Source organism: Actinomycetospora lutea (genome assembly GCF_028737205.1).
Taxonomy (GTDB): domain Bacteria; phylum Actinomycetota; class Actinomycetes; order Mycobacteriales; family Pseudonocardiaceae; genus Actinomycetospora; species Actinomycetospora lutea.
Map to the genome: position 1 here is coordinate 1 of NZ_JAQZAL010000007.1, position 24,698 is coordinate 24,698.

Consider the following 24,698-nt stretch of genomic DNA (forward strand, 5'->3'; position numbering starts at 1 on the left):
CGACCCCGACTGGCGCGCCAGGTTCGCCGCCCGCTACGCCGCCAAGTTCGGCACGAGCCGCCGACAGCCGACACCAGCCCCGACACCGCCGGCCCCGCACCACCCCGACGACCCCCCACCCTTCTGAGACGGCCCCCGGAGACGACGAAGGGCCGCACCCCGGGTGGGGGTGCGGCCCTTCAGGTGCCGTGGAGGCCTGGACTCAGAAGTCCATGCCGCCCATGCCGCCGGTCGGGTCGGCAGCAGCGCCGCCGCCCTTCTCCGGCTTGTCCGCGACCACGGCCTCCGTGGTCAGGAACAGCGCGGCGATCGACGCGGCGTTCTGCAACGCCGAGCGGGTGACCTTGGCGGGGTCGATGATGCCCGCGGCGATCAGGTCCTTGTACTCGCCGGTGGCGGCGTCGAGGCCTTCACCGGTGTTGAGCCCACGGACCTTCTCGGCCACGACGCCGGGCTCGTGGCCGGCGTTGTGGGCGATCTGCTTCAGCGGCGCCTCGAGCGCGGTGCGCACGATGTTGGCGCCGGTGGCCTCGTCCCCGTCGAGCCCGAGGCCCGAGAAGACGTCGCCCACCGAGGCCTGCAGGAGCGCGACGCCGCCGCCGGCGACGATGCCCTCCTCGACCGCGGCCTTGGCGTTGCGGACCGCGTCCTCGATGCGGTGCTTGCGCTCCTTCAGCTCGACCTCGGTCGCGGCACCGGCGCGGATGACCGCGACGCCGCCGGCGAGCTTGGCGAGACGCTCCTGGAGCTTCTCGCGGTCGTAGTCGGAGTCGCTGCGCTCGATCTCGGAGCGGATCTGCTGCACGCGGCCCTGGATCTGGTCGGCGGCGCCGGCGCCGTCGACGATCGTGGTCTCGTCCTTGGAGACGGTGACCTTGCGGGCGCGGCCCAGCAGGCTCAGGTCGGCGGTCTCGAGCTTGAGGCCGACCTCCTCCGAGATGACCTCGCCGCCGGTGAGGATGGCCATGTCGGCCAGCATCGCCTTGCGGCGGTCACCGAAGCCGGGGGCCTTGACGGCGACCGACTTGAAGGTGCCGCGGATCTTGTTGACGACCAGGGTGGCCAGGGCCTCGCCCTCGACGTCCTCCGAGATGATCGCCAGCGGCTTGCCGGACTGCATGACCTTCTCCAGCAGCGGGAGCAGGTCCTTCACCGACGAGATCTTGGAGGACATGAGCAGGATGTAGGGCTCGTCGAGCTCGGCCTCCATCCGGTCCTGGTCGGTGACGAAGTAGGGCGAGATGTAGCCCTTGTCGAAGCGCATGCCCTCGGTGAGCTCGAGCTCGAGCCCGAAGGTCTGCGACTCCTCGACCGTGATGACGCCTTCCTTGCCGACCTTGTCCATCGCCTCGGCGATGAGCTCGCCGATCTGCGAGTCGCCGGCGGAGATCGACGCGGTGGCGGCGATCTGCTCCTTGGTCTCGACCTCCTTGGCCGACTTCAGGAGCTGCTGCGAGACGGCCTCGGTGGCCTTCTCGATGCCCTTCTTCAGCGACATCGGGTTGGCACCGGCGGCCACGTTGCGCAGGCCCTCGCGGACGAGCGCCTGGGCGAGGACGGTCGCGGTGGTCGTGCCGTCACCGGCGACGTCGTCGGTCTTCTTCGCGACCTCCTTGACGAGCTCGGCCCCGATCTTCTCCCAGGGGTCCTCGAGCTCGATCTCCTTCGCGATGGAGACGCCGTCGTTGGTGATCGTGGGGGCGCCCCACTTCTTCTCCAGGACGACGTTGCGGCCGCGCGGGCCGAGGGTCACCTTGACAGCGTCCGCGAGGCTGTTCATGCCCCGCTCGAGGCCGCGACGGGCCTCCTCGTCGAACGCGATCATCTTGGCCATGCGGGTGGTCCTCCGATGAGAGACACGTGAGCTCGGCCAGGCGCGGTGCCCGCGACGGACGACCGGCTCCGTTCCGCCGGCCTCACCGTCCCGACCTGGCACTCGACGATACCGAGTGCCAACCCCATGCTGGCACTCGGGTCGGGTGAGTGCAACCGAGCCCGACGGGGGTGTCGCGGCTCAGAGGAGCAGCAGCACGAGGAGCACGATCACGGCCACGACGATCACGCCGCCGACGACCAGGACCAGCGGCTTCGGCCGGTCCGCGGCCGCCCGGACGAAGGAGCCGTCGCGGTCCGGCGGCAGCGGGTCGCGCAGACGCATCGGCGGGGCCACCGACGAGCGCGTCAGCGGCCCGGGCGGCGGGGTCCCGGGCGGTGGGGTCACGGGCGGGCCGGCAGGGCCCGAACCCGAGAAGGGGCCGGATGCCGGGAAGGGACCGGACCCCGGACCCGGCGGCCGCTCCGGCGGCGCGGACGGGGCGCCGCGGGGCGGCGTCGGCGGCGGGAGCGGGCGGCCGCCGGGCCCCGCGGGGCCGGAGTGGCCGGGCGTGCCGGACGGGCCGGAGTGACCGGGCGTGCCGGCCGGGCCGGACTGGCCAGGCACGACGGACGTGCGCGGCGCACGAGACTCGCCGGCCCCGCCCCACGGGCCGGCCGCGTCGGGTGAGGCGGTCGCGCCGGCCCCACCCATCGAGCCGGCCGGGCTCGACGGGTGGGAGGAGCCGGATCCGGTCGTGCCGCCAGGGGTCCGGGCGCCGTTCGACGACGCGGCCGCGGCGTCGTCCGGCGCCTCCGCGGCCGGCGCCGCCGGGACGTCCACCGCCTGCGAGGAGGCCGCGACCGGCGGCACCGGCGCGACCGGCGCGACCGGCGCGACCGGCGGCACGGGACGCACCGGCGCCACGCCGGCCACCGGCGGCACCCGTCCGGGCGAGCGGGCCGGCCCCGCGGGCCGGCGGGCCGGCGGCGGACCGACCAGCGGCATCGGACCCGGCCCGGTCAGCGCGCCCCGGGCCGCCTCGATGACCGCGCTCGCCGACTCGTGGCGTCGGGGCCGGTCGGGGTCCATGCCGCGACGCACCACGTCGTCGATGCGGGGGTCGAGACCGACGAGGTCGGCGACCGAGGGCATGTCGCCGGCCAGGTGGCCGTCGATGACCTCGGTGACCGACCCCAGGTACGGGGCCCGCCCGGTGAGGCAGGTGAACAGCACGCAGGTCAGCGAGTAGACGTCGGTGCGGGCGTCGACCGGCTCGCCCCGCAGGTGCTCGGGGGCGGCGTAGGTCGGGGAGCCGAGGAAGTCGCCCCCCGAGGTCCGGTGGCCGGTGGCGCCGCGGCGGGTGAGGCCGAAGTCGGCGAGGTAGACGTGCTCCCCGGCGGACTCGCGGGTCGTGACCAGCACGTTCGCCGGCTTCACGTCGAGGTGCACCAGCCCCCGGGCGTGCACGGCGTCCAGCGCGTCGGCGACCTGCCCGAGCAGGCGCAGCGTGCGCGCGACCGGCACCGGGCGGTTGTCGATGACGCTCGCGAGGTCGGGCCCCTCGACGTGGCGCATCGCGATGTAGAGGTGGCCGTCGGTCTCGTCGAAGTCGTAGAGCGGGACGACGTGGGAGTGGTCGACCGCCGAGGTGTTGCGGGCCTCGTCGACGAAGCGCTCGCGGAACTCGCGGTCGGCGGCCAGCGCCTCGTCGATGACCTTGAGCGCGACCCGGCGCCCGAGCCGGGTGTCGGTGGCCCGGTACAGCACGCTCATGCCGCCCCGGCCGATGACGCCGTCCACGCGGAAGTGGCCGAGCCGCTGCCCGGTCAGGTCCTGCGCGCTCCGGTCCGCCACGGGCCGACCCTAACGCCGCGACGGGCCCCGGCCGGGCAGAACGGCGCGCCCCGGTCGGCAGGTCGACGGCGCGGGCGGGACGATGCCCGCCGTGACGGGACACGGGCACGGGACGGGACACGGGGCCGGACACGGAGGCGGACACCGGGCCGGACACGGCCACGACCACGGCGACCCCGCGGCGATGCGGCCGGTGGGCGAGCACGCCGCCGCCGTCGCCGCGCTGCTCGGCCCCACCACCGCCGAGACCGTCGAGCTCGCCGACGCCCGCGACCGGATCCTCGCCGAGGACCTCGTCGCCCCCCACCCGCTGCCGCCGTTCGCGAACTCGGCGATGGACGGCTACGCGGTGCGCAGCGCGGACCTCGCCGAGACGCCCGCCCTGCTGCCCGTCGCCGCCGACGTCCCGGCCGGGCGCACCGACGGCCCGCCCCTGGCGGCCGGCACCGCGCACCGGATCATGACCGGCGCCGCGATGCCCGAGGGCGCCGACGCGGTGGTGCAGGTCGAGTGGACCGACGGCGGCACCGAGCAGGTGCGCGTCGAGCAGGCCGTGGGCGCCGGGCAGAACGTGCGCGGCGCCGGGGAGGACGTCACCGCGGGCCAGGTGGTGCTGCCCGCCGGCACGCTCCTCGGGCCCGCCCAGATCGGGCTCGCCGCCGCGGTCGGCGCCGGCACGCTGCGGGTGCGCCGCCGGCCGCGGGTCCTCGTCCTGTCCACCGGCTCGGAGCTCGTCGCGCCGGGCGAGCCGCTGCGCCACGGCCAGATCCACGAGTCCAACGGCCCCATGCTCGCGGCCGCGGTCGAGGACGCGGGCGGGCGCGGCGAGCTGCTGCGCTTCGTGCCCGACGACGTCGAGCAGTTCACCCGCACCCTCGACGAGGCCCTCGCCGCCCGCGCCGACGACCCCGTCGACCTCGTCCTCACCTCGGGCGGGGTCAGCGCCGGTGCCTACGAGGTCGTCAAGGACGCGTTCACCGGCAAGGGCGTCACGTTCTCCAAGGTCGCCATGCAGCCCGGCATGCCCCAGGGCCTCGGGCACCACCGCGGGCCGGTCGGCGAGGTCGCGGTGGTGACCCTGCCCGGCAACCCGGTGAGCTCGCTGGTCTCCTTCGAGGTGTTCGTCCGCCCGGCCCTGCGCGCCGCGCTCGGGCACCCGCAGCCCGACCGCCCGCGGGTGCGGGCGCGCCTGGCCGAGCCGCTGGACTCCCCCGCGGGGCGCCGCCAGTTCCGCCGCGGCCGGATCGACGCCGTCGCGGGCACGGTCGCGCCGGTCGGGGCGGCCGGGTCGCACCTGCTCGCCGCGCTGGCCCGCGCCGACTGCCTGTTCGTGGTGGACGAGCAGGTCACGCGGGTGGAGGCCGGGGAGAGCGTCGAGGTCTGGCTCCTGGACGGGTGATCCGGAACGGCTCGATGGAGCCCCGTCAACCCCTGGTCGAGCGTCCCGTCGAGCGGTCCGGTTGGACCGTTGGGGCGACCCGGCCTTCCGCAGTCGCGCGACATCGGGCACCATGTGTGACAGGTGTCATGGACCCCGCTCCAGGTGTGTCCAGACATCGTCCGGGTGGGCCCGTCACAGGACCAACCGCTTGTCGCTGGGGAGCGGACGAGCGGTTCCCGGCCGGGGTCGCCGACTCGGGGGTTGGCGGCCCCGGCCCCATCCCGGGCCTTCCCACCTCGTCCCACCTCCGGCTCGGCCGATAGGTTTTCCTCGCGCGCCGTCGAGGAGAGGGATCCGTACCGACGATGGTCACGTCCGACCAGTCCGCCGCCCAGCACGCCGGCCCCCCGGAGACCCCCACGGGGCTCGGCGGCACGGTGCGCCACGCCCTCACCCTCGTCCGCGACACGATCCCCCCGCTGCACCCCGGCGGCGCGCCCGTCATCGGCGCGGTGGCCGCCGCGGCGTTCGGCGTCCGGGCCCTGCGCGGCCGCGGGACGTTCGGGGCGCTGGCCGTCACCGCCGGGGTCGCCGCGTTCTTCCGCGCGCCCCACCGCACGACCCCGCGTCGGGCCGGCATCGCGGTGGCGCCCGCCGACGGCACCGTGAGCCTCGTCGACACCGCCGAGCCGCCCGAGGACCTCGTCGCCCGCGGCCTGCCTCCCGGCCCGCGCCCGCGGGTCAGCGTCTTCCTGTCGGTGTACGACGTGCACGTGCAGCGCGTCCCGGTCGACGGCCAGGTGCAGGCCGTCGAGCACCGCCCGGGCGGCTACCTGTCCGCCGACCTCCCCGCGGCCAGCGACACCAACGCCCGCACGGCGATGTGGGTGCACGGCACCGACGGGCACGACCTCGCCGTCCTGCAGATCGCCGGGCTCGTCGCGCGCCGCATCGTCTGCGACGCCGCGCCCGGCGACGAGGTCCGCGCCGGCGAGGTCTACGGCCTCATCCGCTTCGGCTCGCGGGTCGACCTGCTCCTGCCCCCGGGCAGCACGATCCACGTCGAGCCCGGACAGCGGGCCGTCGGCGGGGAGACGGTGCTGGCCGACCTGCCGGGGACACGATGACCCCCGAGGCGGCACGCGGCGGCGGGCGCGGCGTGCGGCTGCTGCCCAACGCCGTCACCGTGCTCGCGCTGTGCTCCGGGCTGTCCGGGGTGCAGTTCATGCTGACCGACAACCGGATCGCCGCCCTCGCCGCGATCGCGCTGGCCGCGGTGTTCGACGCCCTCGACGGCCGCCTGGCCCGCCTGCTCGACGCGACCAGCCGCATGGGCGCCGAGCTCGACTCGCTCTCGGACTGCATCTCGTTCGGCGTCTCGCCCGCCCTGATCCTGTTCCTCTGGACGCTGGACGACATCCGGATCGGCTGGGTGGTCGCGCTCGTGCTGGTGGTGTCGGCCGCGCTGCGCCTCGCCCGGTTCAACACGCTCTCCGACGACGAGGAGGCGCCGCCCTACGCCGGCGAGTTCTTCGTGGGCGTCCCCTCGCCGGCGGGCGCGCTCGTCGCCCTGGCCCCGCTCGCGCTCGAGGTCCAGCTCGGGCCGGGGTTCTGGTCGCTGCCCGCGGTGGTCTCCGTGTGGACCGTGATGGTGGGCGTGCTGATGATCAGCCGCGTGCCGACCGCCTCGCTCAAGAGCGTCCGCGTCCCGCCGTCGCTCGTGGCGCCCCTGCTCGTCGCGGTCGCGTTCGCCGCCGCGGCGCTCGTGACGTTCCCGTTCGTCGTCTACGCCGTGGCCGTCGCGTTCTACCTGCTGCACATCCCGTGGGCGGTCAGCCGCTACCGCTGGCTGGGCCGCCACCCCGAGGTCTGGCACGTGCCCCCGCGCCAGCGCCGGGCCGTGCGCCGCGCCCACCGCCGCCTGGGCCTCGCGCCGCCGCGGCGCAACCTGCGCCGCCGGGTGGCGGGCGCCGCCGCCCGCGCCGGCAGCGCCGCGCGCAACATCGGGCGTGACCGCGACCGGCGCGGCGGCGACCCGACGGCCCCGCTGCCCCCGCCGGGACCGCTCGACCGGCCGACCGGACGGCCGCCGGAGCGACCCGCCGACCGCAACGGCCACGGGGACGGTGTCCGCGACCGCCGGCCCCGGCCCCGGCCCCGCGGGTCGCGCCGTCTCGGGCTGCGCCGGCAGCGGGACGACCGGCAGCGGGACGACCGGCAGCGGGACGACCGGCAGCGGGACGACCGGCCGTGAGCGCCCCCGTCGGCGTCGACCTCCTCGCCCGGCTGGGCACCTCCGCCGGCGACGCGCGCCGCGGCGTCGTGCGCCTGCACCCCGAGGTGATCACCGCGCTGGGCCTCGAGGCGTGGGACGCGGTGCGGGTCACGGGCGTGCGCGCGACCGCGGCCCTCGTCGCGCCGGCCGCCGCCCCCGCGGCGCCGGGCACCGCGGTGCTGGACGAGACGACCATGGTCAACGCCGGCGTCGTCGACGGGTCGACCGTGGGCGTGGCCGCCGCGCCGGTCGCCGTCGCCCGTCAGGTCGAGGTCGCGGGCTCGCGGCTGGCCGCGGCCGCGCTCCCCCCGGAGACGCTGCGCCTGGCCCTCACCGGCAAGGTCCTGCTCTCCGGCGACACGCTCTCGCTGCTGCCCCAGGACCTCAGCCCCGTCCCCGGCGCCGACGCCGCGGGCGCGCGCCGGGGCCTCGCCGCCGCGCTCGGCGGCACCTGGACCACCGAGCTCGTCACCGTGACCGCCGCCGAGCCGCCGAGCGGCGCCGACCCCTCGGCGGCCCTCGTCGTCGCGCCGACCACGGTCGTGCGCTGGCGCAACGGGGCGAGCACGGGCGCCGCCCCGGCCGCGCCACCCGCCGCGGCCTCCCCGGTGACGACGCCCGCGGCTCCGGCGCCCGTGGCCGCGACCGCCCCTCTCGTCGAGGAGCCCGCGGTCGCCGTCGCCGACCTCGTCGGGCAGGCCGAGCCCGCTCGCCGACTCGGCGAGTGGCTCGACCTCGTGTTCCGCCGTCCCGAGCTGCTCGAGCGCCTCGGCGCCGCGCCGCGGCTCGGGGTGCTGGTCAGCGGGCCCGAGGGCGTCGGCAAGACGACGCTCGTGCGGGCGGTCGCCGCCGACGAGGAGGCGCGGGTGGTGTGCCTGCCCGCCCCCGAGGTCGCCGCGATCGAGGCCGGTGCCGCCGCCGCGCGCATCCGGGAGGCCGTCGACGACGCCACCGCGAGCGCCCCGACCGTCCTGCTCATCACCGACGCCGAGGTGCTGCTGCCCGCGGCCGACCCGCCGCCACTGTCGACGCTGGTGCTCGAGGCGCTGCGGCGCGCGGCGAGCTCGGCGGGCACGGCGCTGGTGCTGACGTCCTCGCGGGCCGAGGCCCTGGACCCGCGTGTCCGCGGCGCCGACCTCGTCGACCGCGAGCTCACCCTGCCCGCCCCCGGCGACCGCGACCGCGCCGAGCTGCTGCGCGTGCTGCTGCGCGGGGTGCCGCTCGCGAAGGACGTCGATCTGGCGGCGGTGGGCGCGCGGACCCCGGGGTTCGTGGCCGGCGACCTGGTCGCGCTGCGCCGCGAGGCGGCGGTCCGCGCGGCCCTGCGCGCGGGGGACGGCGACGGCGACCCGTCCCTCGACACCGACGACCTGCTCGGCGCCGTGTCCTCGGTGCGCCCGGCGTCGCTGTCGTCGGGGTCGCAGACGCTGTCGTCGGGCGGGCTGACGCTCGAGCGGGTCGGCGACATGGTCGAGACCAAGCAGGCGCTCACCGAGACGATCCTGTGGCCGCTGCGCTACCCCGACTCGTTCGCCCGGCTCGGGGTGTCGCCGCCGCGCGGGGTGCTGCTCTACGGCCCGCCGGGGTGTGGCAAGACGTTCCTCGTGCGCGCGCTGGCGGGCACCGGCTCGCTCAACGTGTTCGTGGTCAAGGGTGCCGAGGTGCTCGACAAGTTCGTCGGCGAGTCCGAGCGGGCCGTGCGCTCGCTGTTCCGCCGGGCCGCCGCCGCCGCCCCGGCGCTGGTGTTCCTCGACGAGATCGACGCGCTGGCCCCGCGCCGCGGGGGGTCGACCGACGCCGGCGTCTCCGACCGGGTCGTGGCCGCGCTGCTCACCGAGCTCGACGGCGCCGAGCCGCTGCGCGACGTCGTGGTGCTCGGCGCCACCAACCGCCCCGAGCTCATCGACCCGGCGCTGCTGCGGCCCGGGCGCCTCGAGCGGCGCGTGTACGTGCCGCCGCCCGACGCCCCGGCCCGCGCGGACATCCTGCGCGCCGCGGCGCGGGACACCCCGCTCGCCGACGACGTGGACCTCGACGCGCTGGCCGACGACCTCGACCGCTACTCGGCCGCCGACTGCGCCGCCCTGATCCGCGAGGCGGCCCTGACGGCGATGCGCACGTCGCTGGAGTCGACCGAGGTGTCGGCGCGCGACCTGGCCACCGCCCGCGAGGCCGTCAAGCCCTCGCTGGACCCGCGCCAGCTCGCCGAGCTCGAGGCCTACGCCGGCGAGAACTAACCCCGGCTCTGGCCCCAGTTGTTCGTCGCGATGACGATGACGCCCGGCGAGGCGCTGGCGATGCCGTCGAAGCGCGGCATCGAGCGCAGCCCAAACTCGCGGGCGATCGCCTCGGCCGCACCCTGCTCGCCCGTGCCGGGGCGGTAGTAGACGGTGCTCTCCGGGATGACGCCGCTCGGGTAGTTGCCGACCTCGACGACGTTCCAGCCCTGGGCGCGCATCTCGGCGGCCGCGCGGTCGGCGAGGCCCTGGATCGTCGAGTTGTTGAAGACCCGGACCGCGATGGACGAGTCCACGGCACCGCCGCCGGAGCCGCCACCGGGGACGCCGGGGCCACCGGCCACGGCGCCGCCGCCGGGAGCACCGCCGGGAGCACCGCCGGGAGCACCGCCGACACCGCCACCGGGCACGATCGGCGCCCCGACCGCCGGGCCGGCCCCGGGGGCACCACCGGGAGCACCACCGGGCGCGCCCGGGGCTCCGGCCACACCGCCGGGCGGCACGGGCCCACCGGGCGGGACGGGGCCGCCGGGCTGGGCGGGGCCGCCGGGCTGGCCGGGGAGACCCTGGCCGGGGACACCGGCCTGGTTCGGCGCGGGCGCCGGCTGCGGGGCCGGGGAGCCGTTGCCGGTCGCGCCGGGCAGCGGCGCCGCCGGGCTCGCGGGCGCGGCCGTGGGACTGGAGGGCCCCTCACCCCCGAGAGCGAGCAGGCCGACCACGGCGGCGACACCGGCGATCGCCAGCAGGACGATGCCCGCGATGCGCATGCGCGAGGCGTCGGCGGACCCGGGCCCAGTCATCTCCTGCTCCCCACCGCGGACCGTCGTCCGCTTCCTGCTCGCTCGGCGGAATGCCGCGTCAGGGAGTCAGGAGACCATCAACGAGGCTCCACACCGAGGCGACGCGCCGCACGGGCCCGCTGCCGGCTCTGTCTCAGGCGCCTCAGGCGTTTCACGAGCATCGGGTCGGCCGCGAGGGCCTCCGGACGGTCGACCAGGGCGTTGAGCACCTGGTAGTAGCGGGTGGCGGACATGTCGAAGAGCTCGCGGATCGCCTGTTCCTTGGCGCCCGCGTACTTCCACCACTGGCGCTCGAACGCGAGGATCTCGCGGTCGCGACGGTCGAGCCCGTCCGACGGCTCGTCCTGCGGGGGATGCACCCGAACCGCGTCCGCCACGTCCTCGCCTCCTGCCACGACGGCGTCCCGCTGACCGCGAATGACACGCCTGTCATTCGGGCCCCTCCATTCAATCACGGCGCCCCGACAGCGCGGGGCTCCACGCGTGGGAAGCGCTCGGACGCGGGGCACTACGGTGCCCGCCGTGACCGTCAGGCCCGTCGTCATCGTCGGCGACCCGGTGCTGCACCGGCCGACCCAGCCCGTGACCCCTGAGGAGCTCGGCGGGGACGCGCTGCGCACCCTCGTCGCGGACCTCTTCGAGACGATGGACGCCGCCAACGGCGTCGGACTGGCCGCCAACCAGATCGGCGACGACCGCCGCGTCTTCGTCTTCGACTGCCCCGACCCCGAGCTCGGCGGGGAGCGGCGCCGCGGCGTCGTGGTCAACCCCGTCCTCACCGCCGACGCGCCTGCGGAGACGATGCCCGACCCCGACGACGACGAGGAGGGCTGCCTGTCGGTGCCGGGCGAGTCCTTCCCGACGGGCCGCGCCGCGTGGGCCGAGGTGCGCGGGGTCGACGTCGAGGGCGGCGAGGTCGTCGTCACCGGCACCGGCTACCTCGCCCGCTGCCTGCAGCACGAGACCGACCACCTCGACGGTTACCTCTACCTCGACCGCCTCGTCGGCCGGTACCGCCGCGCCGCCAAGCGCGCCGTGCGCGACCACGGCTGGGGCGTGCCGGGGAGCTCGTGGATGCCCGGCGTCGACCCGGACCCCTTCGGGCACTGAGCGCCGTCCGCCCACAGCGGACACGTCGGCCCGCGCGGCTGCAACGGTGTAAGCACGAGGGCATGGACGAGCTCGACGCCTACTCCCGCACCGTGAGCACGGTCGCGGCCGCCGTGGGCCCGTCGGTCGCCGCGGTGCGCGCCGGCCGGGGCAGCGGGTCGGCCGTGGTCGTCGACGACGGTGTCCTGGTCACCAACGCCCACGTCGTCGCGGGCAACGGCGCCGGCGAGGTCGCCTACGCCGACGGCACTGAGGGGCGGGTCACGGTGCGCGGCACCGACCGGCTCTCCGACCTCGCCGTCCTCACCACCCGCGACCCCACCCCGCCGCCGCTGACCCTCGGCGACGCCGGCGGGCTCGTCGTCGGGCAGCTCGTGGTGGCGGTCGGCAACCCGCTGGGGCTCGCCGGGTCGGTCACCGCGGGTGTGGTGAGCGGGCTCGGCCGCGCCCTGCCGGTGCGCAGCGGGCGGGCGAGCCGGGTGGTCGAGGACGTCATCCAGACCGACGCCGCGCTCAACCCTGGCAACTCCGGCGGTGCGCTCGCGGACGCGGCGGGCCACGTCGTCGGCATCAACACCGCCGTCGCCGGGGTCGGGCTGGGCCTCGCGGTGCCCGTGACGGCCACGACGCGCCGCATCCTCGACACCCTGCGCGCCGAGGGCCGGGTGCGGCGCGGCTACCTCGGCCTGGTCGGGGCGCCCGCGCCCCTGCCCGCCGACGTCGCCGCCCGCCTGGGACGGCAGAAGGGCCTGCGGGTGGCCGAGGTCGTGCCCGGCAGCCCCGCGGCCCGCGCCGGGCTGCACGCGGGCGACCTCGTGGTCTCCGCCGACCGCGAGCCGGTCAGCGACGCCCAGGGCCTGCAGCGCCGCCTGTTCGCGCCGTCGATCGGGCGCACGATGCCGGTGACGGTCCTGCGCGGCGAGGCGATGGTGGACGTGCTGGCCGTGCCGTCCGAGCTGACGGACCACTGAGAAGCGCCGCACGGTCGACCTGACGACCCCCGGACGAACGACCTACGCTGCGCCGATGGGGGTATGCGAGCCCGCGGAAGCGCGGTGACCGTCGAGATCGGGGTGCTGGGCCCGCTGCGCGCGACGGTCGACGGCGTGGCGGTGGAGCTGGGCGGGCCGGCCCGGCGCGCCGTGCTGGCCCGGCTGGCGGTCGCGGGCGGGGAGGTCGTCACCGCCGACCGCCTGGTCGACGACCTCGCCGGCGGGCGCCCCGGCCCGAACGCCCTCTCGTCGCTGCAGGTGCACGTCTCGCACCTGCGCCGGGTCCTCGAGCCCCGCCGGGCGCCGCGCACCCCGTCGCAGGTCCTCGTCACCGCCGCGCCCGGCTACGCGCTGCGCCTGCCCGGCCCGGACGCGCTCGACGCGACGCGCCTGGGCGACCTCGTCGACCGGGCCCGCGGCGAGCCGCCGGTGCGCGCCGCCGCCCTGCTCCGCGAGGCCCTCGCGGTGCGGCGCGGCCCGGCGTACGCCGAGTTCGCCGGCGAGGCCTGGGCGCAGGCCGAGGCGGCCCGGCTCGACGAGGTGGTGCTCACCGCCCGCGAGCGCCTCGCCGCCGCCGAGCTCGCGCTGGGCCGGCCCGATGACGTCGTCCCGCTGCTCGAGGGCCACGTCCACGACCATCCGCTGCGCGAGGAGGGCGTCCGGCTGCTCGCCACCGCCCTGCACCGGGCCGGGCGCGCCCCCGACGCCCTCGAGCTGCTACGGCGCACCCGCGGGCACCTGCGCGAGGAGCTCGGCCTCGACCCGGGCCCGGCGCTCGTCCGCCTCGAGTCCGCGGTGCTCACCGTCCCGGGCCCGGCGCCCGTCGTGCCCGCGGCGACCGCACCGCCCCTGGGCCGCGACGCCGAGCTCGCCCGCTGCGAGGCCGCCGCCGCGCGCGTCGCGGCCGGCGCGGTCGAGCTGGTGCTCGTCGCCGGCGAGGCCGGGTCGGGCAAGACCACGCTGGTCGACGCCGTCGCCGACGCCCGGGCCCGCGCGGGCTGGACGGTCGCGCGCGGCCGGTGCCCCGAGGTCGACGGCGCGCCGCCGGCCTGGCCCTGGACCGAGGTGCTGCGCGACCTGGGCGCCGCCGAGGCCGGCGACCCCACCCCCTTCGCGCGCGGCCGGGCCGTCCTGGACGCGCTCCAGCACCGCGCGCCCGTGCTCGTCACCCTCGACGACCTGCACCGCGCCGACGACGAGACCCTGCGCCTGCTGCGCATGGTCGCCAGCGGCGCCGACGCCGGGCTGCTCGTCGTCGGCACCCACCGCGGCGAGGAGGACACCGCCGCCCTGCACGCGACGTGGGCCGCGCTCGCGACCGTCGTCGGCGACCGCCTGACCCTCGCCGGGCTCGTCCCCGACGCGGTCGGCGCCCTGCTCGCCCGCCACGGGCTGCCCGCCGACACCGCCACCGCGTCCGCCGTCGCCGACCGCACGGGCGGCAACCCGCTGTTCGTCCGCGAGGTGGCCCGCCTGGCCCTCACGACCGGGTCGTCCGGCCAGGACGGGCTGCCGGCCGGCGTGCGCGACGTCCTGCGCCGCCGGCTGCGCGAGCTGCCCGGCTGCTCGCGGGCGGTCCTCGCGCACGTGGCCCTGCTCGGACGCTCCGCCGAGGTCGACCTCGTGCTCGCCGTGGAGGCCGCGGTCACGGGGCGCACGGTGGCCGAGATCGAGGAGGACGTGCTCGACGGCCTCGACGCGGCGGTGGCCGCGGGGGTGCTCGGCGAGGACGACGGGGCGCGCGCGGTGCGCTTCGTCCACGACCTGTGGCGCGAGGTGGTCGCCGACGAGGTCCCGCGCCTGCGCCGGGCCCGGCGGCACGCGCGCATCCTCGACGTGCTCGAGGCCGGGGTGGCCGGTCCCGCCGTGGCGGTGGCGCCCGCCGTGCTCGCCCACCACGCCCTCGCCGCGGGGGACCGCGTCGCGGCCGCCCGGATGCTCGCCCACGTCGCCGCGGCCGCCGACGACGCGATGGCGCGCGGGGCGTTCCGGTCGGCGGTCGCCCTGTGCCGCGCGGCGCTGGCGCTCGTGCCCGATGGACCCTCGGTGGTGCCGCTGCGCTGCGCGCTGGTCACCGCGCTCGCGGCGTCGGGGGCCGGCGAGCACGCCCACGCCGAGCGCGGCCTCGCCGTCGACGCCGCCCGCGCCACCGGCGACCCGGAGCTCGTCGCCCGGGCCCTGACCAGCCTCGACGCGCCGATGCCCTGGCCGGTGCGGGGCACGGGCGGGCGGATGGCGCCGCTGCTCGCCGAGCTCGTGGCGGGCCGGCCCGACGACACGATGCGCACGCGGCTGCTCCTCGCCCACGCCCGCGAGGTCGAGTTCCTCGAGCCCGCGCGGGCCGCCGCGCTCGCCGACGAGGCGCTGCGGCGGGCCCGCGCGTCCGGCGACACCCGGCTGCTGTGCACCGCGCTGAACACCGTCTTCCTCGTGACCTCGCAGCCGGAGTGCTGGGACCGCATCGAGCCGGTCGGGCGCGAGATGCTCGAGGCCGCGCGGGCGGGCGGGCACGCCGACCACCGGGCCGAGGCCCACCACGTGCTGTTCTGCGCGGCCGTGGTCCGCGACGACCCGGCCACCGCCCGCCACCACGCCGACGCGGCGCTGGCCGCCGCCACCGACGGGCAGCTCGAGATGACGCTGGCCTTCGTGGGCCTGCACGACGCGATGCTGGCGCTGACCCGCGGGCACGACGACCTCGCCGAGCGCACCTACGCCGAGGAGGGCGAGCGCCTCGCCGCCGCCGGGGTGCCGCACGCGACCGTGCTCGGCGAGGTCGCGCGGTTCACCCTCGCGCTGGCCCGCGGGGACACCTCCGCGAGCCTGCCGGCGCTGCGGCGCATCGACGCCGCCTTCCCGCGCTACGCCCACGACCTGCTCGCCCACGCGCTGCTCGACGCCGGGCACGAGCACGAGGCACGCGCGCTGTGGGCGCGGCGCCTGCCGGTGCCGCGGGACTGGAGCTGGGGCGGGCTGCTCACCGTGCAGGGCCTGGTGGCCGCGCGCCTGGGCGACCGCGAGCGCGCGGCGGAGGCCTTCGCGGCGCTGGAGCCGTTCGCCGGGCGGTGGGGCCTGTCGGTCACGGGGATCCTGGCGTTCGCCCCGATCGACCTCGTGCTCGCCCGGCTCGCGCGGACGCTGGGGCACGGGGACGACGCGGTCGCGGCCCACCGCGCGCGGGCGCTGGCCGTCGTGGGCGACGCGGGCCCGTGGCGCGACCGGGTCGACGAGTTGCTGCCCCTCGACGCGCGCGGTTAGCGTCCGCGCCGATCGATCGCGCGGGAGCCCGTCATGGCCGGGCTGAGAGGGCGGGGAGCCGCCGACCGCTGGACCGGCCGGGTCATGCCGGCCCGGGAGGAACCGTGACCGCAACCAGCCCACCCGTCGCGCTCGCCATCGCCGGCACCGACTCCGGCGGGGGCGCCGGGCTCACCGCCGACATCCGCGCCTTCACGGCCTGCGGGGTGCACGGGGCGGTGGCGGTCGCCGCGGTCACCGTCCAGAACTCCGTCGGCGTCGAGGGCTTCCACGCGATCCCGCCCGAGGTCGTCGCCGCCCAGATCCGCACGGTGGCCGGCGACATGGGCGTCGACGCGGCCAAGACCGGGATGCTCGCCTCCACCGAGATCATCGCCGCGGTGGTCGAGGCCGGCGACGAGGTCGGGCTCGGGACGCGCGTGCCCCTCGTCGTCGACCCCGTCGCGGCCTCGATGCACGGGCACCCGCTGCTGGCGCCCGACGCGCTGGACGCCGTGCGCACCCTGCTGATCCCGCGGGCCACGCTCGTCACCCCGAACCTCGACGAGCTGCGCCTGCTCGTCGGGGTCGAGGTCGTCGACGACGACACCGCGCGCACGGCGGCCCGCGCGCTGCTCGACCTCGGGGCGGGCGCGGCGCTGGTCAAGGGCGGGCACCTGGCGGGCTCGCCGGAGGTCGTCGACCTGCTGGTGACCGCCGACGGCACCGAGCACCGGTTCTCCTCGTCGCGCCGCGACACCCCGCACAGCCACGGCGGCGGCGACTCGCTGGCGTCGTCGATCACGGCCGGGCTCGCGCGCGGGATGGCGCTCGTCGACGCGGTCGCGCTCGGCAAGGCCTACATCACCCGCGCCGTCGAGCACGCCTACCCGCTCGGCGCCGGCCACGGCCCGGTGTCGTCCCTGTGGTCAGTGGCGGACTGGGAACCTCGGTGACCCCCGACGGCGATGATGTCGGGATGGCCGAGACCCCGCCGCGGGCGCTGACGATCGCCGGATCCGACTCGGGCGGGGCCGCCGGGCTCGAGGCCGACCTGCGCGCGATGACGGCGTGCGGCGTGCACGGCTGCGTCGCCGTCACGGCGGTCACCGTGCAGAACTCGCTCGGCGTCTCCGCGGTGCACCTCGTGCCGGCGGACACGGTCGCGGCGCAGGTCCGGGCCGTGGTCACCGACATCGGGGTCGGCGCGGCCAAGACCGGGATGCTGGCGTCGCGGGAGATCATCGACGCGGTCGCCGACGTGGTCGACGAGGTCGGGATCGGGCGCGGCGACGGGCCGGACACGCAGCGCAGCGGATCTGGACCATCGGCACCGGTCCCCTTCGTCGTCGACCCCGTGGCAGCGTCCATGGCCGGCGAGCCGCTGCTCACCGAGGACGCGATGGAGGCCATCCGCACGCGGCTGCTCCCGCGCGCGGCGCTCGCGACCCCGAACCTCGACGAGGTGCGCCTGCTCGTCGGCGTCACCGTCACCGACGCCGGGACCGCCCGCGAGGCCGCGAAGGCCCTGCACGCGCTGGGGCCGCGGTACGTGCTGGTCAAGGGCGGGCACCTGCGCGGCTCGCCCGAGGTCGTCGACCTGCTCTTCGACGGCGAGCAGACCTGGGAGTTCTCGGGCCCGCGGATCGACACCCCGCACGTCCACGGCGCGGGCGACGCCCTGGCCAGCGCGACCTGCGCCGCGCTGGCCCGGGGCGCCACGGTGCCCGACGCCGTCGCGTCCGCCGAGCGCTACATCCGCCGCGCCGTCGCCGAGTCCTACCCCCTCGGCGCCGGCGTCGGCCCGGTCTCACCGCTCTGGGCCGTGCAGGCGCACCGCTAGCCCGCCGCGTCGCCGAACACCAGGCGCTCGCGGCGCCGCAGGGCGCGGCGCGCCAGCACCCCCGGCAGGCCCCGTCCCCCGAGGGCCTCGTCGACCGCAGCGACGTCGCCGGGCGCGGCCGCGGCGCGGGCGCGGGCCGAGGTGAACACCGGGTCCGGGGTCTCCGCGTGGTGGTCGCGCGCGGCGCGCCGCCACTCCGCGCGCGGCACCCGGGCCAGCTCGTCCCGCAGCTCGCGCTCGGCGTCGCGGCGGTGCTCCTCGAGCAGGTCGGCGAGCTCACCCAGCAGGCGCGCGAGGCGGCGGATGCGGGCGAAGTCCTCGGCGCTCGCGACCGCGATTGGGCGCACGAGCACGGCCCCGACCAGCCCGCGGGTGGCCCGCCGGACCTCGCCGAGCACGCCGCGCAGGGCGACGTGGTCGTCGCGCAGCCCGGAGAGGTCCAGGGTGCGCCCGGCGTGGCGCTCCAGCACCGGCCAGAGCACGGCCTCCTCGCCGTCGTGCCGGTGGCGGATCGCCTCGCAGACGCGCTCGACCCAGTCGCCGAGCGCGAGCGCGCGCCGTTCGACCAGCGGCACCGTGCCCGCGGCGACCCCCTCGGCGAGGTGCGCGAGGCGGCGCACGTCGGCGAGCAGGGCGCGGTCGGTGACGCGGAGCGGGGCGAGGTCGCGGGCGGTCGGCGACCCGGGGTCGGCGCCGGTCTCGGGCTGGGCGGTGCTCACGCCGGGCTCCTGGGGATCGCGTGCGTCTCGTCGGATGCCGACAGCGTGACCCACCCCGCTTGTCGTCGACTTGCCGCGCGCTTACCGCGTGCCCCTCGTGGCTCAGCCCCCGTCCTCCGGGCCGAGCTCGCGGATCGGCGCCCCGTCGGCCCAGGCGCGGATGTCCTCCACCGCGTCGCGGTAGAACACCGCGTAGCTGCCCTCGGTGACGTAGCCCAGGTGCGGCGTGAGCACGGTGCGCGGCGCGGTGCGCAGCGGCGCGTCGGCCGGGAGCGGCTCGGTGCCGAACACGTCGAGGCCCGCGCCGCCGATCGTCCCGGCGTGCAGGGCCTCCACCAGCGCGTCCTCGTCGACGATCGGCCCCCGCGAGGTGTTGACCAGCAGCGCGGTGGGCTTCATCCGCGCCAGGTCGTCGCGCCCGAGCAGGCCGGTGGTGCGCTCGGAGAGCTTGAGGTGGATGGTCACGACGTCGGCGGTGGCCAGCAGCTCGTCCTTGCCGACGGGCGTGACGCCGAGCGCGCGGGCGTCGTCCGGGTCGAGGTGCCGGCTCCAGGCCACCACGTCCATCCCGAACGCGAGCCCGACGGTGGCCACCGGCGCGCCGAGCCCGCCCAGCCCGACGACGCCGAGGCGCCGGCCCGCCAGGTCGCGCCCGACCGTGTGCTGCCAGCGGCCCTCGCGCACGGCGCGGTCCTCGGCGGGGATGTGCCGCGCCAGCGCGAGGATCAGGCCCCACGTCATCTCGACGGTCGGGGTCGACGGGCTGACGCCGCCGGTGCCCGACACGGTGATGCCGCGCTCGCGGGCCGCGGCGACGTCGATCGCGACGTTGGCCGGTCCGGTGGTCACCAGCAGCCCGAGGTGCGGGAGGCGCGCGAGGACGTCGGCGGGGAAGGCGGTGCGCTCCCGCATGGCCACGACGACGTCGAAGGGCTCGAGCGCGGCGACGACGTCGTCCGGGCCGCCGAGGTGCCCGGTGAAGGACGTGACCTCGGCGCCGAGGGCGTCCCAGTCGGCGTACGAGGCCGCGACCTGCTGGTAGTCGTCGAGCAGGGCGATCCGGCGGGGCTGCGGCACGGGCGGGGTGTGCCCTCGCGGGTCCGGGGGCACACACCCGTCGTGCCCGCCGAACCGCCCGTGCTGCGCCCCACCCGGGCGGGCTGGCCGGTGTACGCCGAACGCCCCCGCCGGCGCATCCGCCAGTTCCTGGCCGACGTCGCGGTGCTGGTCTGGGTGGCGGTCGTCGTGTCGCTCGCGGTGCTGCTGTACGACGCGGTGCTGACCCTGCAGGGACCCGGCCGCCAGATCGGCGCGGCGGGGACCCGGGTGCGCGACACGTTCACCGGCGCCGCGGACACCGCCTCCGGCGTGCCGTTCGTCGGCGACGACCTCGCCCGCGCGCTGTCCGGCGGCGCCCGCGCCGGCGACGAGATCGTCGCGGCCGGCGACCTGCAGATCGCCGCGGTGGAGGCGCTCGCCTCCGGGGTGGCCTGGACGGTGGCGCTGCTCGCGATCGTCCCGGTGGTCGCCGCGTGGCTCTGGTTCCGGGTGCGCTGGATGATCGCGGCGCGGGCGGTCCTCGCGCTGCGCGACGGCCTGCGCGGGGGTGTCGGCGACGCCGACCTGCTCGCGCTGCGCGCCCTGGTCCACGCCACACCGCGCCGCCTCGCCCGGGTGCCCGACGCGGCCGCGGGCTGGCGTCACGGCGACCCGCGCGTGCTGTCCCGGCTCGCCGAGCTGGAGCTCGCCCGCCTCGGTCTGCGGGCACCGACCCTCGTCCGCGCCCCCGTCGGGAGCGTACGGTTCGGGGCGTTATCGGACGAACCGGACGACGCCGCCGAGGCGCCACCCGGGCATCTGCCCCGGGTCGACCCCGACGAACGGTGGGGTGACACACCCCCGTCACCGGGTCCATCGGGCACTCGGACGCCCTAGCCTCGGCCCCCGAGCGGCGTCGTCGTGCGCGGGGAGGGCAGAGTGGTCACGGTGGTGGACCGTTCACGACTGGCCGCGCTGCGGTCACGGGTCGTGGGCTGGGCAGCGCGCCAGTACCTCGCCTGGCGCAGTCGCCGCGGCCTCGACCCGGTGACACTGCTGCCGGATCACGCGCTGATGCCGTTGCGGCGCGAAGGCCTCGACCCCGTCCCGGGACTGCGGGAGGCGCGCGAGGACAACCCCGTGCGGCACTTCCCGCTGCCCTTCGGCGTCACCGCGTGGCTGATCACCGGCCACGAGGAGGCGCGGGCCGTCCTGGGTCGCACGCAGGGCCTGTCCAACGACTTCGGCCACCTCGTCGGGCAGGCCGGCGTCACCGACGGCCAGAACCCCGGCGGGCTGGGCTTCACCGACCCGCCGGAGCACACCCGGCTGCGCCGCCTGCTGACCCCGGAGTTCACCTCGCGGCGCCTGGCCCGCCTCGGCCCGCGGATCACCGAGATCGTCGAGGGGCGCCTCGACGCCATGGAGGAGCTCGCCGCGGCGGGCGAGCCCGTCGACCTCGTGCGTGACTTCGCGACCCCGATCCCCTCGCTGACGATCTGCGAGCTGCTCGGCATCCCCTACGACGAGCGCGACGAGTTCCAGGCGCTCTCGACCGCGCGGTTCGACCTGTTCGGCGGGGCCGGCGCGGTCTTCGACAACATCTCGGGCTCGCTGCAGTACCTGCGCGGCGTCGTCGAGCGCCAGCGCGTCGAGCCCGGCGAGGGCCTGCTCGGCCAGCTGATCCGCGAGCACGGCGACGAGCTCGACACCGACGAGCTCGCCGAGCTCGCCGACGGCCTGCTCACCGGCGGGCTGGAGACCTCGGCGTCGATGCTCGCGCTCGGTGCCATGGTGCTGCTGCGCGACCCCGAGAGCTTCGCCCTCGTGCGCGACGAGCCGGGCGCGGTGCACGGGTTCGTCGAGGAGCTGCTGCGCTACCTGACCGTCGTGCAGATCGCGTTCCCGCGCTTCGCGACCGAGGACATGACGCTCGGCGGCGTGGCCATCAGCAAGGGCGACGGGCTGCTCGTGTCGCTGTCGGGCGCCGACCGCGACCCGCGCCTGGTCCCCGACCCCGAGCGCTTCGACCCCCGCCGCCCGCCGACGCCGCACCTGGCCTTCGGGCACGGCATCCACCGCTGCATCGGCGCCGAGCTCGCCCGGATGGAACTGCGCACGGCCTACCCGGCCCTGCTGCGCCGCTTCCCGCACCTCACGCTGGCCGAGGACGCGGGCACCCTCGACGACCAGCCGTTCCGCAAGACCTCGATCGTCTACGGCGTCGACGCCCTCCCCGTCGCCCTGACCTGACATCGCACACGGGGTGTGCGAGCGATGCGGCATCGCTGGCGTCTCACGCCAGGATCGCCACATCCTCACAACGCGACACGCCGAGAGCGCGCGACGACGCCCGGGGCGGGGCAGCGATGCGGCCACCCGCGGCACGAAGCGGAGCGGGAACTGCCGCGCCGGCGACGCATCACCGGCGTTCACCGTCGGGAGACCCGCCACGATCATGGGTCGGTGGTGCGGGACGCGGGTACGGACGATCCGTGACGGAACGCCAGGTGTCCCGCTCCATCGACATCGACGCACCGCCGCACGCGGTGTTCGAGCTCCTCGCCGACCCGCGCCGGCACCCTGACTTCGACGGCTCCGGCACCGTCCGGTCGTCGATCTCCGGGCCGTCGCGGCTGTCGCTGGGCTCGACGTTCGGGGTCGGCATGCGGATCAAGCTGCCCTACCGGATCTCGAACACCGTCGTGGAGTTCGAGGAGGACAAGCGCATCGCCTGGCGTCACTTCAACCGCCACCGGTGGCGCTACGAGCTCGAGGCCACCGCGAGCGGCACGACGGTCACCGAGACCTTCGACTGGTCGACCGCGCTCGTCCCGGCGCTCCTCGACCGCAGCGGCTTCCCGGCCGCCAACGCGCGGGGCATCGAGAAGACGCTGCCGCGGCTCAAGGCACTGGCCGAAGGGCGCTGACCTCCCGCGCGGCGAGCGCCCGGTCAACGCTTGCCTGACGACGAGCGTCGGTGCTCGGCCTGCGGCGCGGCAGCTCCGTGGCGCTGCGTGCCGCGGGTGGCCACCACGCTGACCCGACCCCGGACCGCGCCAGCCCCGGCGTGTCGCGCCAGCGAGGATGTGGCGATCCTGGCGTCACACGCCAGCGATGCCGCATCGCTCGCACCGGCACACCTAGTCCACGTGCGGGCTCGACGCCTGCGCCCAGTACCGGCGCGGGATGCGTCCGGCGCCGCGCGCGGCGCGTCCGGCCTCCACGCCCAGGCGCATCGCCGTCGCCATCATCTCCGGGTCCGACGCGCGCGTGACGGCGGTGGCGAGCAGGACCGCGTCGCACCCGAGCTCCATGGCCTGCGCGGCCTCCGACGCCGTGCCGATGCCCGCGTCGAGCACCACCGGCACCGGCGAGGCGGCCGTGATCATCTCGATGTTGTGCGGGTTGCGGATGCCCAGCCCGGTGCCGATCGGCGCGCCCAGCGGCATCACCGCCGCACACCCGGCGTCGGCGAGCTTCGCCGCGAGCACCGGGTCGTCGTTGGTGTAGGGCAGCACCGTGAAGCCGTCGTCGACGAGCTGCTCGGCGGCGTCGAGGAGCTCGATCGGGTCGGGCAGCAGGGTCCGCTCGTCGGCGATCACCTCGAGCTTGACGAGCTCGGTCGACAGCGCCTCGCGCGCCATCCGCGCCGTGTGCACCGCCTCGGCCGCCGTGCGGCACCCCGCCGTGTTGGGCAGCGCCTCGATGCCGAGACGCTCGAGCAGCGCCAGCACGCCCGGCCCACCGTCCGCGTCCAGGCGGCGCATGGCCACCGTGGTCAGCTCGGTGCCCGACGCGACGAGCGCGCGCTCCAGCACGGCCAGCCCCGACGCGCCACCGGTGCCCATGATCAGGCGCGAGGAGAACTTCCGGTGCCCGATGACGAGCGGGTCCATCACGCTCAGCCTCCCTGCACGGCGGTGAGCACCTCGACGCGCGAGCCCTCGATCAGCGCCACGGTCGCCCAGCTCGCGCGCGGGACCACGGTGCCGTCGACCGCCACCGCGACGCCGCGCTCGGGCACGCCGTGCTCGGCCATCAGCGCGGCGATCGTCGTGCCGGGCCCGACCTCGCGGCGCTCCTCGTTCAGCCACACGACGGTCATCGCTGCCCCTCCCTCCCTGCGCCGGCATGACCCGGATCAGGTTCGACGGTCGGAGCCTCGCCGGCTCCCTCTCAGCCCGTGCCCGGGCTCCCGTGGTGTCCGATTCCCACCGTACGCGCGCACCTCAGCCGGGCGCGACCACCGACCGGTCCGCGGCGGCCGCCCGGGCCGCCCCGGGCACCGGGTCCCCGCGCAGGGCCGCCACCACGGCGTCCACGCTCACCGCGACCAGCAGCATCCCGTTGCGCCCGTGCCCGGTCGCCGCGACCAGCCCCGCCGGTCCGACGGGTCCGAGCAGCGGCAGGTTGTCGTCGGTCCCCGGCCGGAATGACGCGGCGGACTCCTCCAGGGCGTAGTCGGCGATCCCCGGCAGCACGCGCTCGACGTCGGCGACGAGGTCGCGCACCCCGCCGACGGTGACGTCCGGGTCGAAGCCCGCCTCGTACTGCGTCGCCCCGACCACCAGCCGGCCCGCGTCGCGGGGCACCGCGTAGACCGGCCGCCCGCTCACCGACGCGCGCACGGTGCGTGACGGCGGCGGCAACGACGACCGGCGCGCCCGCACCCGCAGGATCTCGCCCTTGACGGGACGCACCCGGCCCGCGAGCACCGGGTGCAGCGCCGCCGACCACGCCCCGGCGGCCACGACGACGCGGTCGGCCTCCAGCACCTCGCCGTCGGCGAGCTCCACGCCCGTCACCCGCGCCCCGTCGTCGAGCACCCGCACCGCGCGCCGGGCCGCGGCCACCACCCCGCGCGCCTCGCCCGCCGCTGTCAGCGCGCCGAGCAGGGCCCGGTTGTCGACGGCCAGGTCGTCGGGCACGGCGAACCCCGCCCGCACCGAGGGCCCCAGCGACGGCTCCAGGCGCCGCAGCTCGCGCCGGCCCAGCCGCGACACCGCACGGCCCCAGTCCTCGAGGTGGGCGGCCACCCGGTCCAGGTCCTCGACGTCGGCGGCGTCCACGGCCACCTGCAGCGTGCCCTCGCGGCGCAGCCCGACCAGGCGCCCCGCGTCGGACGCCACCGCGGCGGCGAACGCCGGCCACCCGGCCAGCGACGCCGCGCCCAGCTCCAGCACGTCGCGCTCGCCGGGCCACGCCTCGCTGATCGGGGCGAGCATGCCCCCGGCCACCCGCGAGGCCCCGGATCCCGGCTCGGGATCGAGGAGCACGACCTCGCCCGCGAGCCCCTCGCGCGCCGCCGCCCAGGCGACCGCGGAGCCCACGGCCCCTGCTCCCACGACGACGAGCCGGTCCCGCACGGTCACCGACGCTACGCGATACCGTCG

The 24,698-nt window shown here is 77.2% G+C and carries 21 protein-coding genes and 1 riboswitch; of the genes, 12 read left to right on the forward strand and 9 right to left on the reverse strand.

Annotation, left to right across the window (positions count from 1 at the left end; genetic code table 11):
* Positions 1 to 202: 202 nt before the first annotated feature.
* Both groL and PHK61_RS09460 read right to left on the reverse strand, forming a co-directional pair.
* Positions 203 to 1,834 carry a chaperonin GroEL gene (gene groL, locus PHK61_RS09455; protein WP_274280717.1) on the reverse strand — a complete coding sequence of 544 codons (1,632 nt, stop codon included), beginning with the start codon at positions 1,832 to 1,834 and terminating at the stop codon, positions 203 to 205.
* 180 nt (positions 1,835 to 2,014) lie between these two features.
* Positions 2,015 to 3,670 (reverse strand): serine/threonine-protein kinase, encoded by a 1,656-nt coding sequence (locus PHK61_RS09460; protein WP_274280718.1) that lies wholly within the window; start codon positions 3,668 to 3,670, stop codon positions 2,015 to 2,017.
* A gap of 184 nt (positions 3,671 to 3,854) precedes the next feature.
* On the opposite strand from PHK61_RS09460, the gene moeA reads away from it, so the two are divergent.
* The 4 genes from moeA to PHK61_RS09480 all read left to right on the forward strand — a co-directional run bounded on the left by moeA (position 3,855) and on the right by PHK61_RS09480 (position 9,563).
* Positions 3,855 to 5,069: a molybdopterin molybdotransferase MoeA gene (moeA, locus tag PHK61_RS09465; protein WP_274280719.1), complete on the forward strand. Its 1,215-nt coding sequence runs from the start codon at positions 3,855 to 3,857 to the stop codon at positions 5,067 to 5,069.
* A 347-nt stretch (positions 5,070 to 5,416) separates the two neighbouring features.
* On the forward strand, positions 5,417 to 6,178 hold the full coding sequence (locus tag PHK61_RS09470; RefSeq protein WP_274280720.1) for a phosphatidylserine decarboxylase: 762 nt from the start codon (positions 5,417 to 5,419) through the stop codon (positions 6,176 to 6,178).
* A complete protein-coding gene (locus PHK61_RS09475; RefSeq protein WP_274280721.1) occupies positions 6,175 to 7,305 on the forward strand; it encodes a CDP-alcohol phosphatidyltransferase family protein in 1,131 nt (376 codons plus the stop codon). The genes PHK61_RS09470 and PHK61_RS09475 overlap by 4 nt, the downstream gene beginning before the upstream one ends.
* A complete protein-coding gene (locus PHK61_RS09480; RefSeq protein WP_274280722.1) occupies positions 7,302 to 9,563 on the forward strand; it encodes an AAA family ATPase in 2,262 nt (753 codons plus the stop codon). The genes PHK61_RS09475 and PHK61_RS09480 overlap by 4 nt, the downstream gene beginning before the upstream one ends.
* On the opposite strand, the gene PHK61_RS09485 is transcribed toward PHK61_RS09480, so the two are convergent.
* Positions 9,560 to 10,363: a LytR C-terminal domain-containing protein gene (locus PHK61_RS09485; protein WP_274280723.1), complete on the reverse strand. Its 804-nt coding sequence runs from the start codon at positions 10,361 to 10,363 to the stop codon at positions 9,560 to 9,562. The two genes, PHK61_RS09480 and PHK61_RS09485, sit on opposite strands and share 4 nt — an antisense overlap.
* Positions 10,364 to 10,440: 77 nt before the next feature.
* Entirely contained in the window at positions 10,441 to 10,740 is a 300-nt protein-coding gene (locus tag PHK61_RS09490; protein ID WP_116707140.1) for a DUF3263 domain-containing protein, read from the reverse strand.
* Positions 10,741 to 10,885: 145 nt separating this feature from the next.
* Between PHK61_RS09490 and PHK61_RS09495 the strand changes: the two genes are divergently transcribed.
* From PHK61_RS09495 to PHK61_RS09515, 5 genes are all read left to right on the forward strand, one after another.
* Positions 10,886 to 11,473, forward strand: a complete 588-nt coding sequence (locus tag PHK61_RS09495) for a peptide deformylase (RefSeq protein ID WP_274280724.1) — start codon at positions 10,886 to 10,888, stop codon at positions 11,471 to 11,473.
* Between the two features lie 62 nt (positions 11,474 to 11,535).
* The gene (locus PHK61_RS09500; RefSeq protein ID WP_274280725.1) at positions 11,536 to 12,444 is read left to right on the forward strand and encodes a S1C family serine protease; all 909 of its coding nucleotides are present in this window, start codon (positions 11,536 to 11,538) and stop codon (positions 12,442 to 12,444) included.
* Positions 12,445 to 12,528: 84 nt separating this feature from the next.
* Positions 12,529 to 15,723 carry an ATP-binding protein gene (locus tag PHK61_RS09505; protein WP_274280726.1) on the forward strand — a complete coding sequence of 1,065 codons (3,195 nt, stop codon included), beginning with the start codon at positions 12,529 to 12,531 and terminating at the stop codon, positions 15,721 to 15,723.
* Positions 15,724 to 15,827: 104 nt separating this feature from the next.
* Positions 15,828 to 16,658 (forward strand): bifunctional hydroxymethylpyrimidine kinase/phosphomethylpyrimidine kinase, encoded by an 831-nt coding sequence (gene thiD, locus PHK61_RS09510; RefSeq protein ID WP_274280727.1) that lies wholly within the window; start codon positions 15,828 to 15,830, stop codon positions 16,656 to 16,658.
* 23 nt (positions 16,659 to 16,681) lie between these two features.
* Positions 16,682 to 17,545 carry a hydroxymethylpyrimidine/phosphomethylpyrimidine kinase gene (locus PHK61_RS09515; protein WP_274280728.1) on the forward strand — a complete coding sequence of 288 codons (864 nt, stop codon included), beginning with the start codon at positions 16,682 to 16,684 and terminating at the stop codon, positions 17,543 to 17,545.
* On the opposite strand, the gene PHK61_RS09520 is transcribed toward PHK61_RS09515, so the two are convergent.
* Both PHK61_RS09520 and PHK61_RS09525 read right to left on the reverse strand, forming a co-directional pair.
* Positions 17,542 to 18,264 carry a hemerythrin domain-containing protein gene (locus PHK61_RS09520; protein ID WP_274280729.1) on the reverse strand — a complete coding sequence of 241 codons (723 nt, stop codon included), beginning with the start codon at positions 18,262 to 18,264 and terminating at the stop codon, positions 17,542 to 17,544. The two genes, PHK61_RS09515 and PHK61_RS09520, sit on opposite strands and share 4 nt — an antisense overlap.
* Before the next feature lie 102 nt (positions 18,265 to 18,366).
* Complete coding sequence (locus tag PHK61_RS09525) at positions 18,367 to 19,341, reverse strand: D-2-hydroxyacid dehydrogenase family protein (RefSeq protein ID WP_274280730.1); 975 nt, start codon at positions 19,339 to 19,341, stop codon at positions 18,367 to 18,369.
* Positions 19,342 to 19,383: 42 nt separating this feature from the next.
* Here PHK61_RS09525 and PHK61_RS09530 point away from each other — a divergent pair, with 42 nt between their 5' ends.
* From PHK61_RS09530 to PHK61_RS09540, 3 genes are all read left to right on the forward strand, one after another.
* On the forward strand, positions 19,384 to 20,199 hold the full coding sequence (locus tag PHK61_RS09530; RefSeq protein WP_274280731.1) for a hypothetical protein: 816 nt from the start codon (positions 19,384 to 19,386) through the stop codon (positions 20,197 to 20,199).
* Between the two features lie 69 nt (positions 20,200 to 20,268).
* Positions 20,269 to 21,555, forward strand: a complete 1,287-nt coding sequence (locus PHK61_RS09535; RefSeq protein WP_274280906.1) for a cytochrome P450 — start codon at positions 20,269 to 20,271, stop codon at positions 21,553 to 21,555.
* Positions 21,556 to 21,797: 242 nt separating this feature from the next.
* Positions 21,798 to 22,232, forward strand: coding sequence for an SRPBCC family protein (locus PHK61_RS09540; protein ID WP_274280732.1), 435 nt, complete (start codon positions 21,798 to 21,800; stop codon positions 22,230 to 22,232).
* A 213-nt stretch (positions 22,233 to 22,445) separates the two neighbouring features.
* Here the strand turns inward: PHK61_RS09540 and thiG are convergent, their stop codons facing one another.
* The 3 genes from thiG to thiO all read right to left on the reverse strand — a co-directional run bounded on the left by thiG (position 22,446) and on the right by thiO (position 24,677).
* Positions 22,446 to 23,201, reverse strand: coding sequence for a thiazole synthase (thiG, locus tag PHK61_RS09545; protein ID WP_274280907.1), 756 nt, complete (start codon positions 23,199 to 23,201; stop codon positions 22,446 to 22,448).
* A 5-nt stretch (positions 23,202 to 23,206) separates the two neighbouring features.
* Positions 23,207 to 23,410, reverse strand: coding sequence for a sulfur carrier protein ThiS (gene thiS / locus PHK61_RS09550; RefSeq protein WP_274280733.1), 204 nt, complete (start codon positions 23,408 to 23,410; stop codon positions 23,207 to 23,209).
* Positions 23,406 to 23,514, reverse strand: a riboswitch (TPP riboswitch). It overlaps the preceding gene by 5 nt.
* Before the next feature lie 20 nt (positions 23,515 to 23,534).
* Positions 23,535 to 24,677 (reverse strand): glycine oxidase ThiO, encoded by a 1,143-nt coding sequence (gene thiO, locus PHK61_RS09555; RefSeq protein WP_420791375.1) that lies wholly within the window; start codon positions 24,675 to 24,677, stop codon positions 23,535 to 23,537.
* Between the last annotated feature and the right edge of the window lie 21 nt (positions 24,678 to 24,698).

What these genes read in the sequence shown, in the direction of transcription:
- moeA (WP_274280719.1), top strand. Translation starts at nt 3,855, where the DNA reads ATGCGGCCGGTGGGCGAGCACGCCGCCGCCGTCGCCGCGCTGCTCGGC.
- PHK61_RS09500 (WP_274280725.1), top strand. Translation starts at nt 11,536, where the DNA reads ATGGACGAGCTCGACGCCTACTCCCGCACCGTGAGCACGGTCGCGGCC.
- thiG (WP_274280907.1), bottom strand. Translation starts at nt 23,201, where the DNA reads ATGGACCCGCTCGTCATCGGGCACCGGAAGTTCTCCTCGCGCCTGATC.
- PHK61_RS09515 (WP_274280728.1), top strand. Translation starts at nt 16,682, where the DNA reads ATGGCCGAGACCCCGCCGCGGGCGCTGACGATCGCCGGATCCGACTCG.
- PHK61_RS09470 (WP_274280720.1), top strand. Translation starts at nt 5,417, where the DNA reads ATGGTCACGTCCGACCAGTCCGCCGCCCAGCACGCCGGCCCCCCGGAG.
- thiS (WP_274280733.1), bottom strand. Translation starts at nt 23,410, where the DNA reads ATGACCGTCGTGTGGCTGAACGAGGAGCGCCGCGAGGTCGGGCCCGGC.
- PHK61_RS09485 (WP_274280723.1), bottom strand. Translation starts at nt 10,363, where the DNA reads ATGACTGGGCCCGGGTCCGCCGACGCCTCGCGCATGCGCATCGCGGGC.
- PHK61_RS09475 (WP_274280721.1), top strand. Translation starts at nt 6,175, where the DNA reads ATGACCCCCGAGGCGGCACGCGGCGGCGGGCGCGGCGTGCGGCTGCTG.
- groL (WP_274280717.1), bottom strand. Translation starts at nt 1,834, where the DNA reads ATGGCCAAGATGATCGCGTTCGACGAGGAGGCCCGTCGCGGCCTCGAG.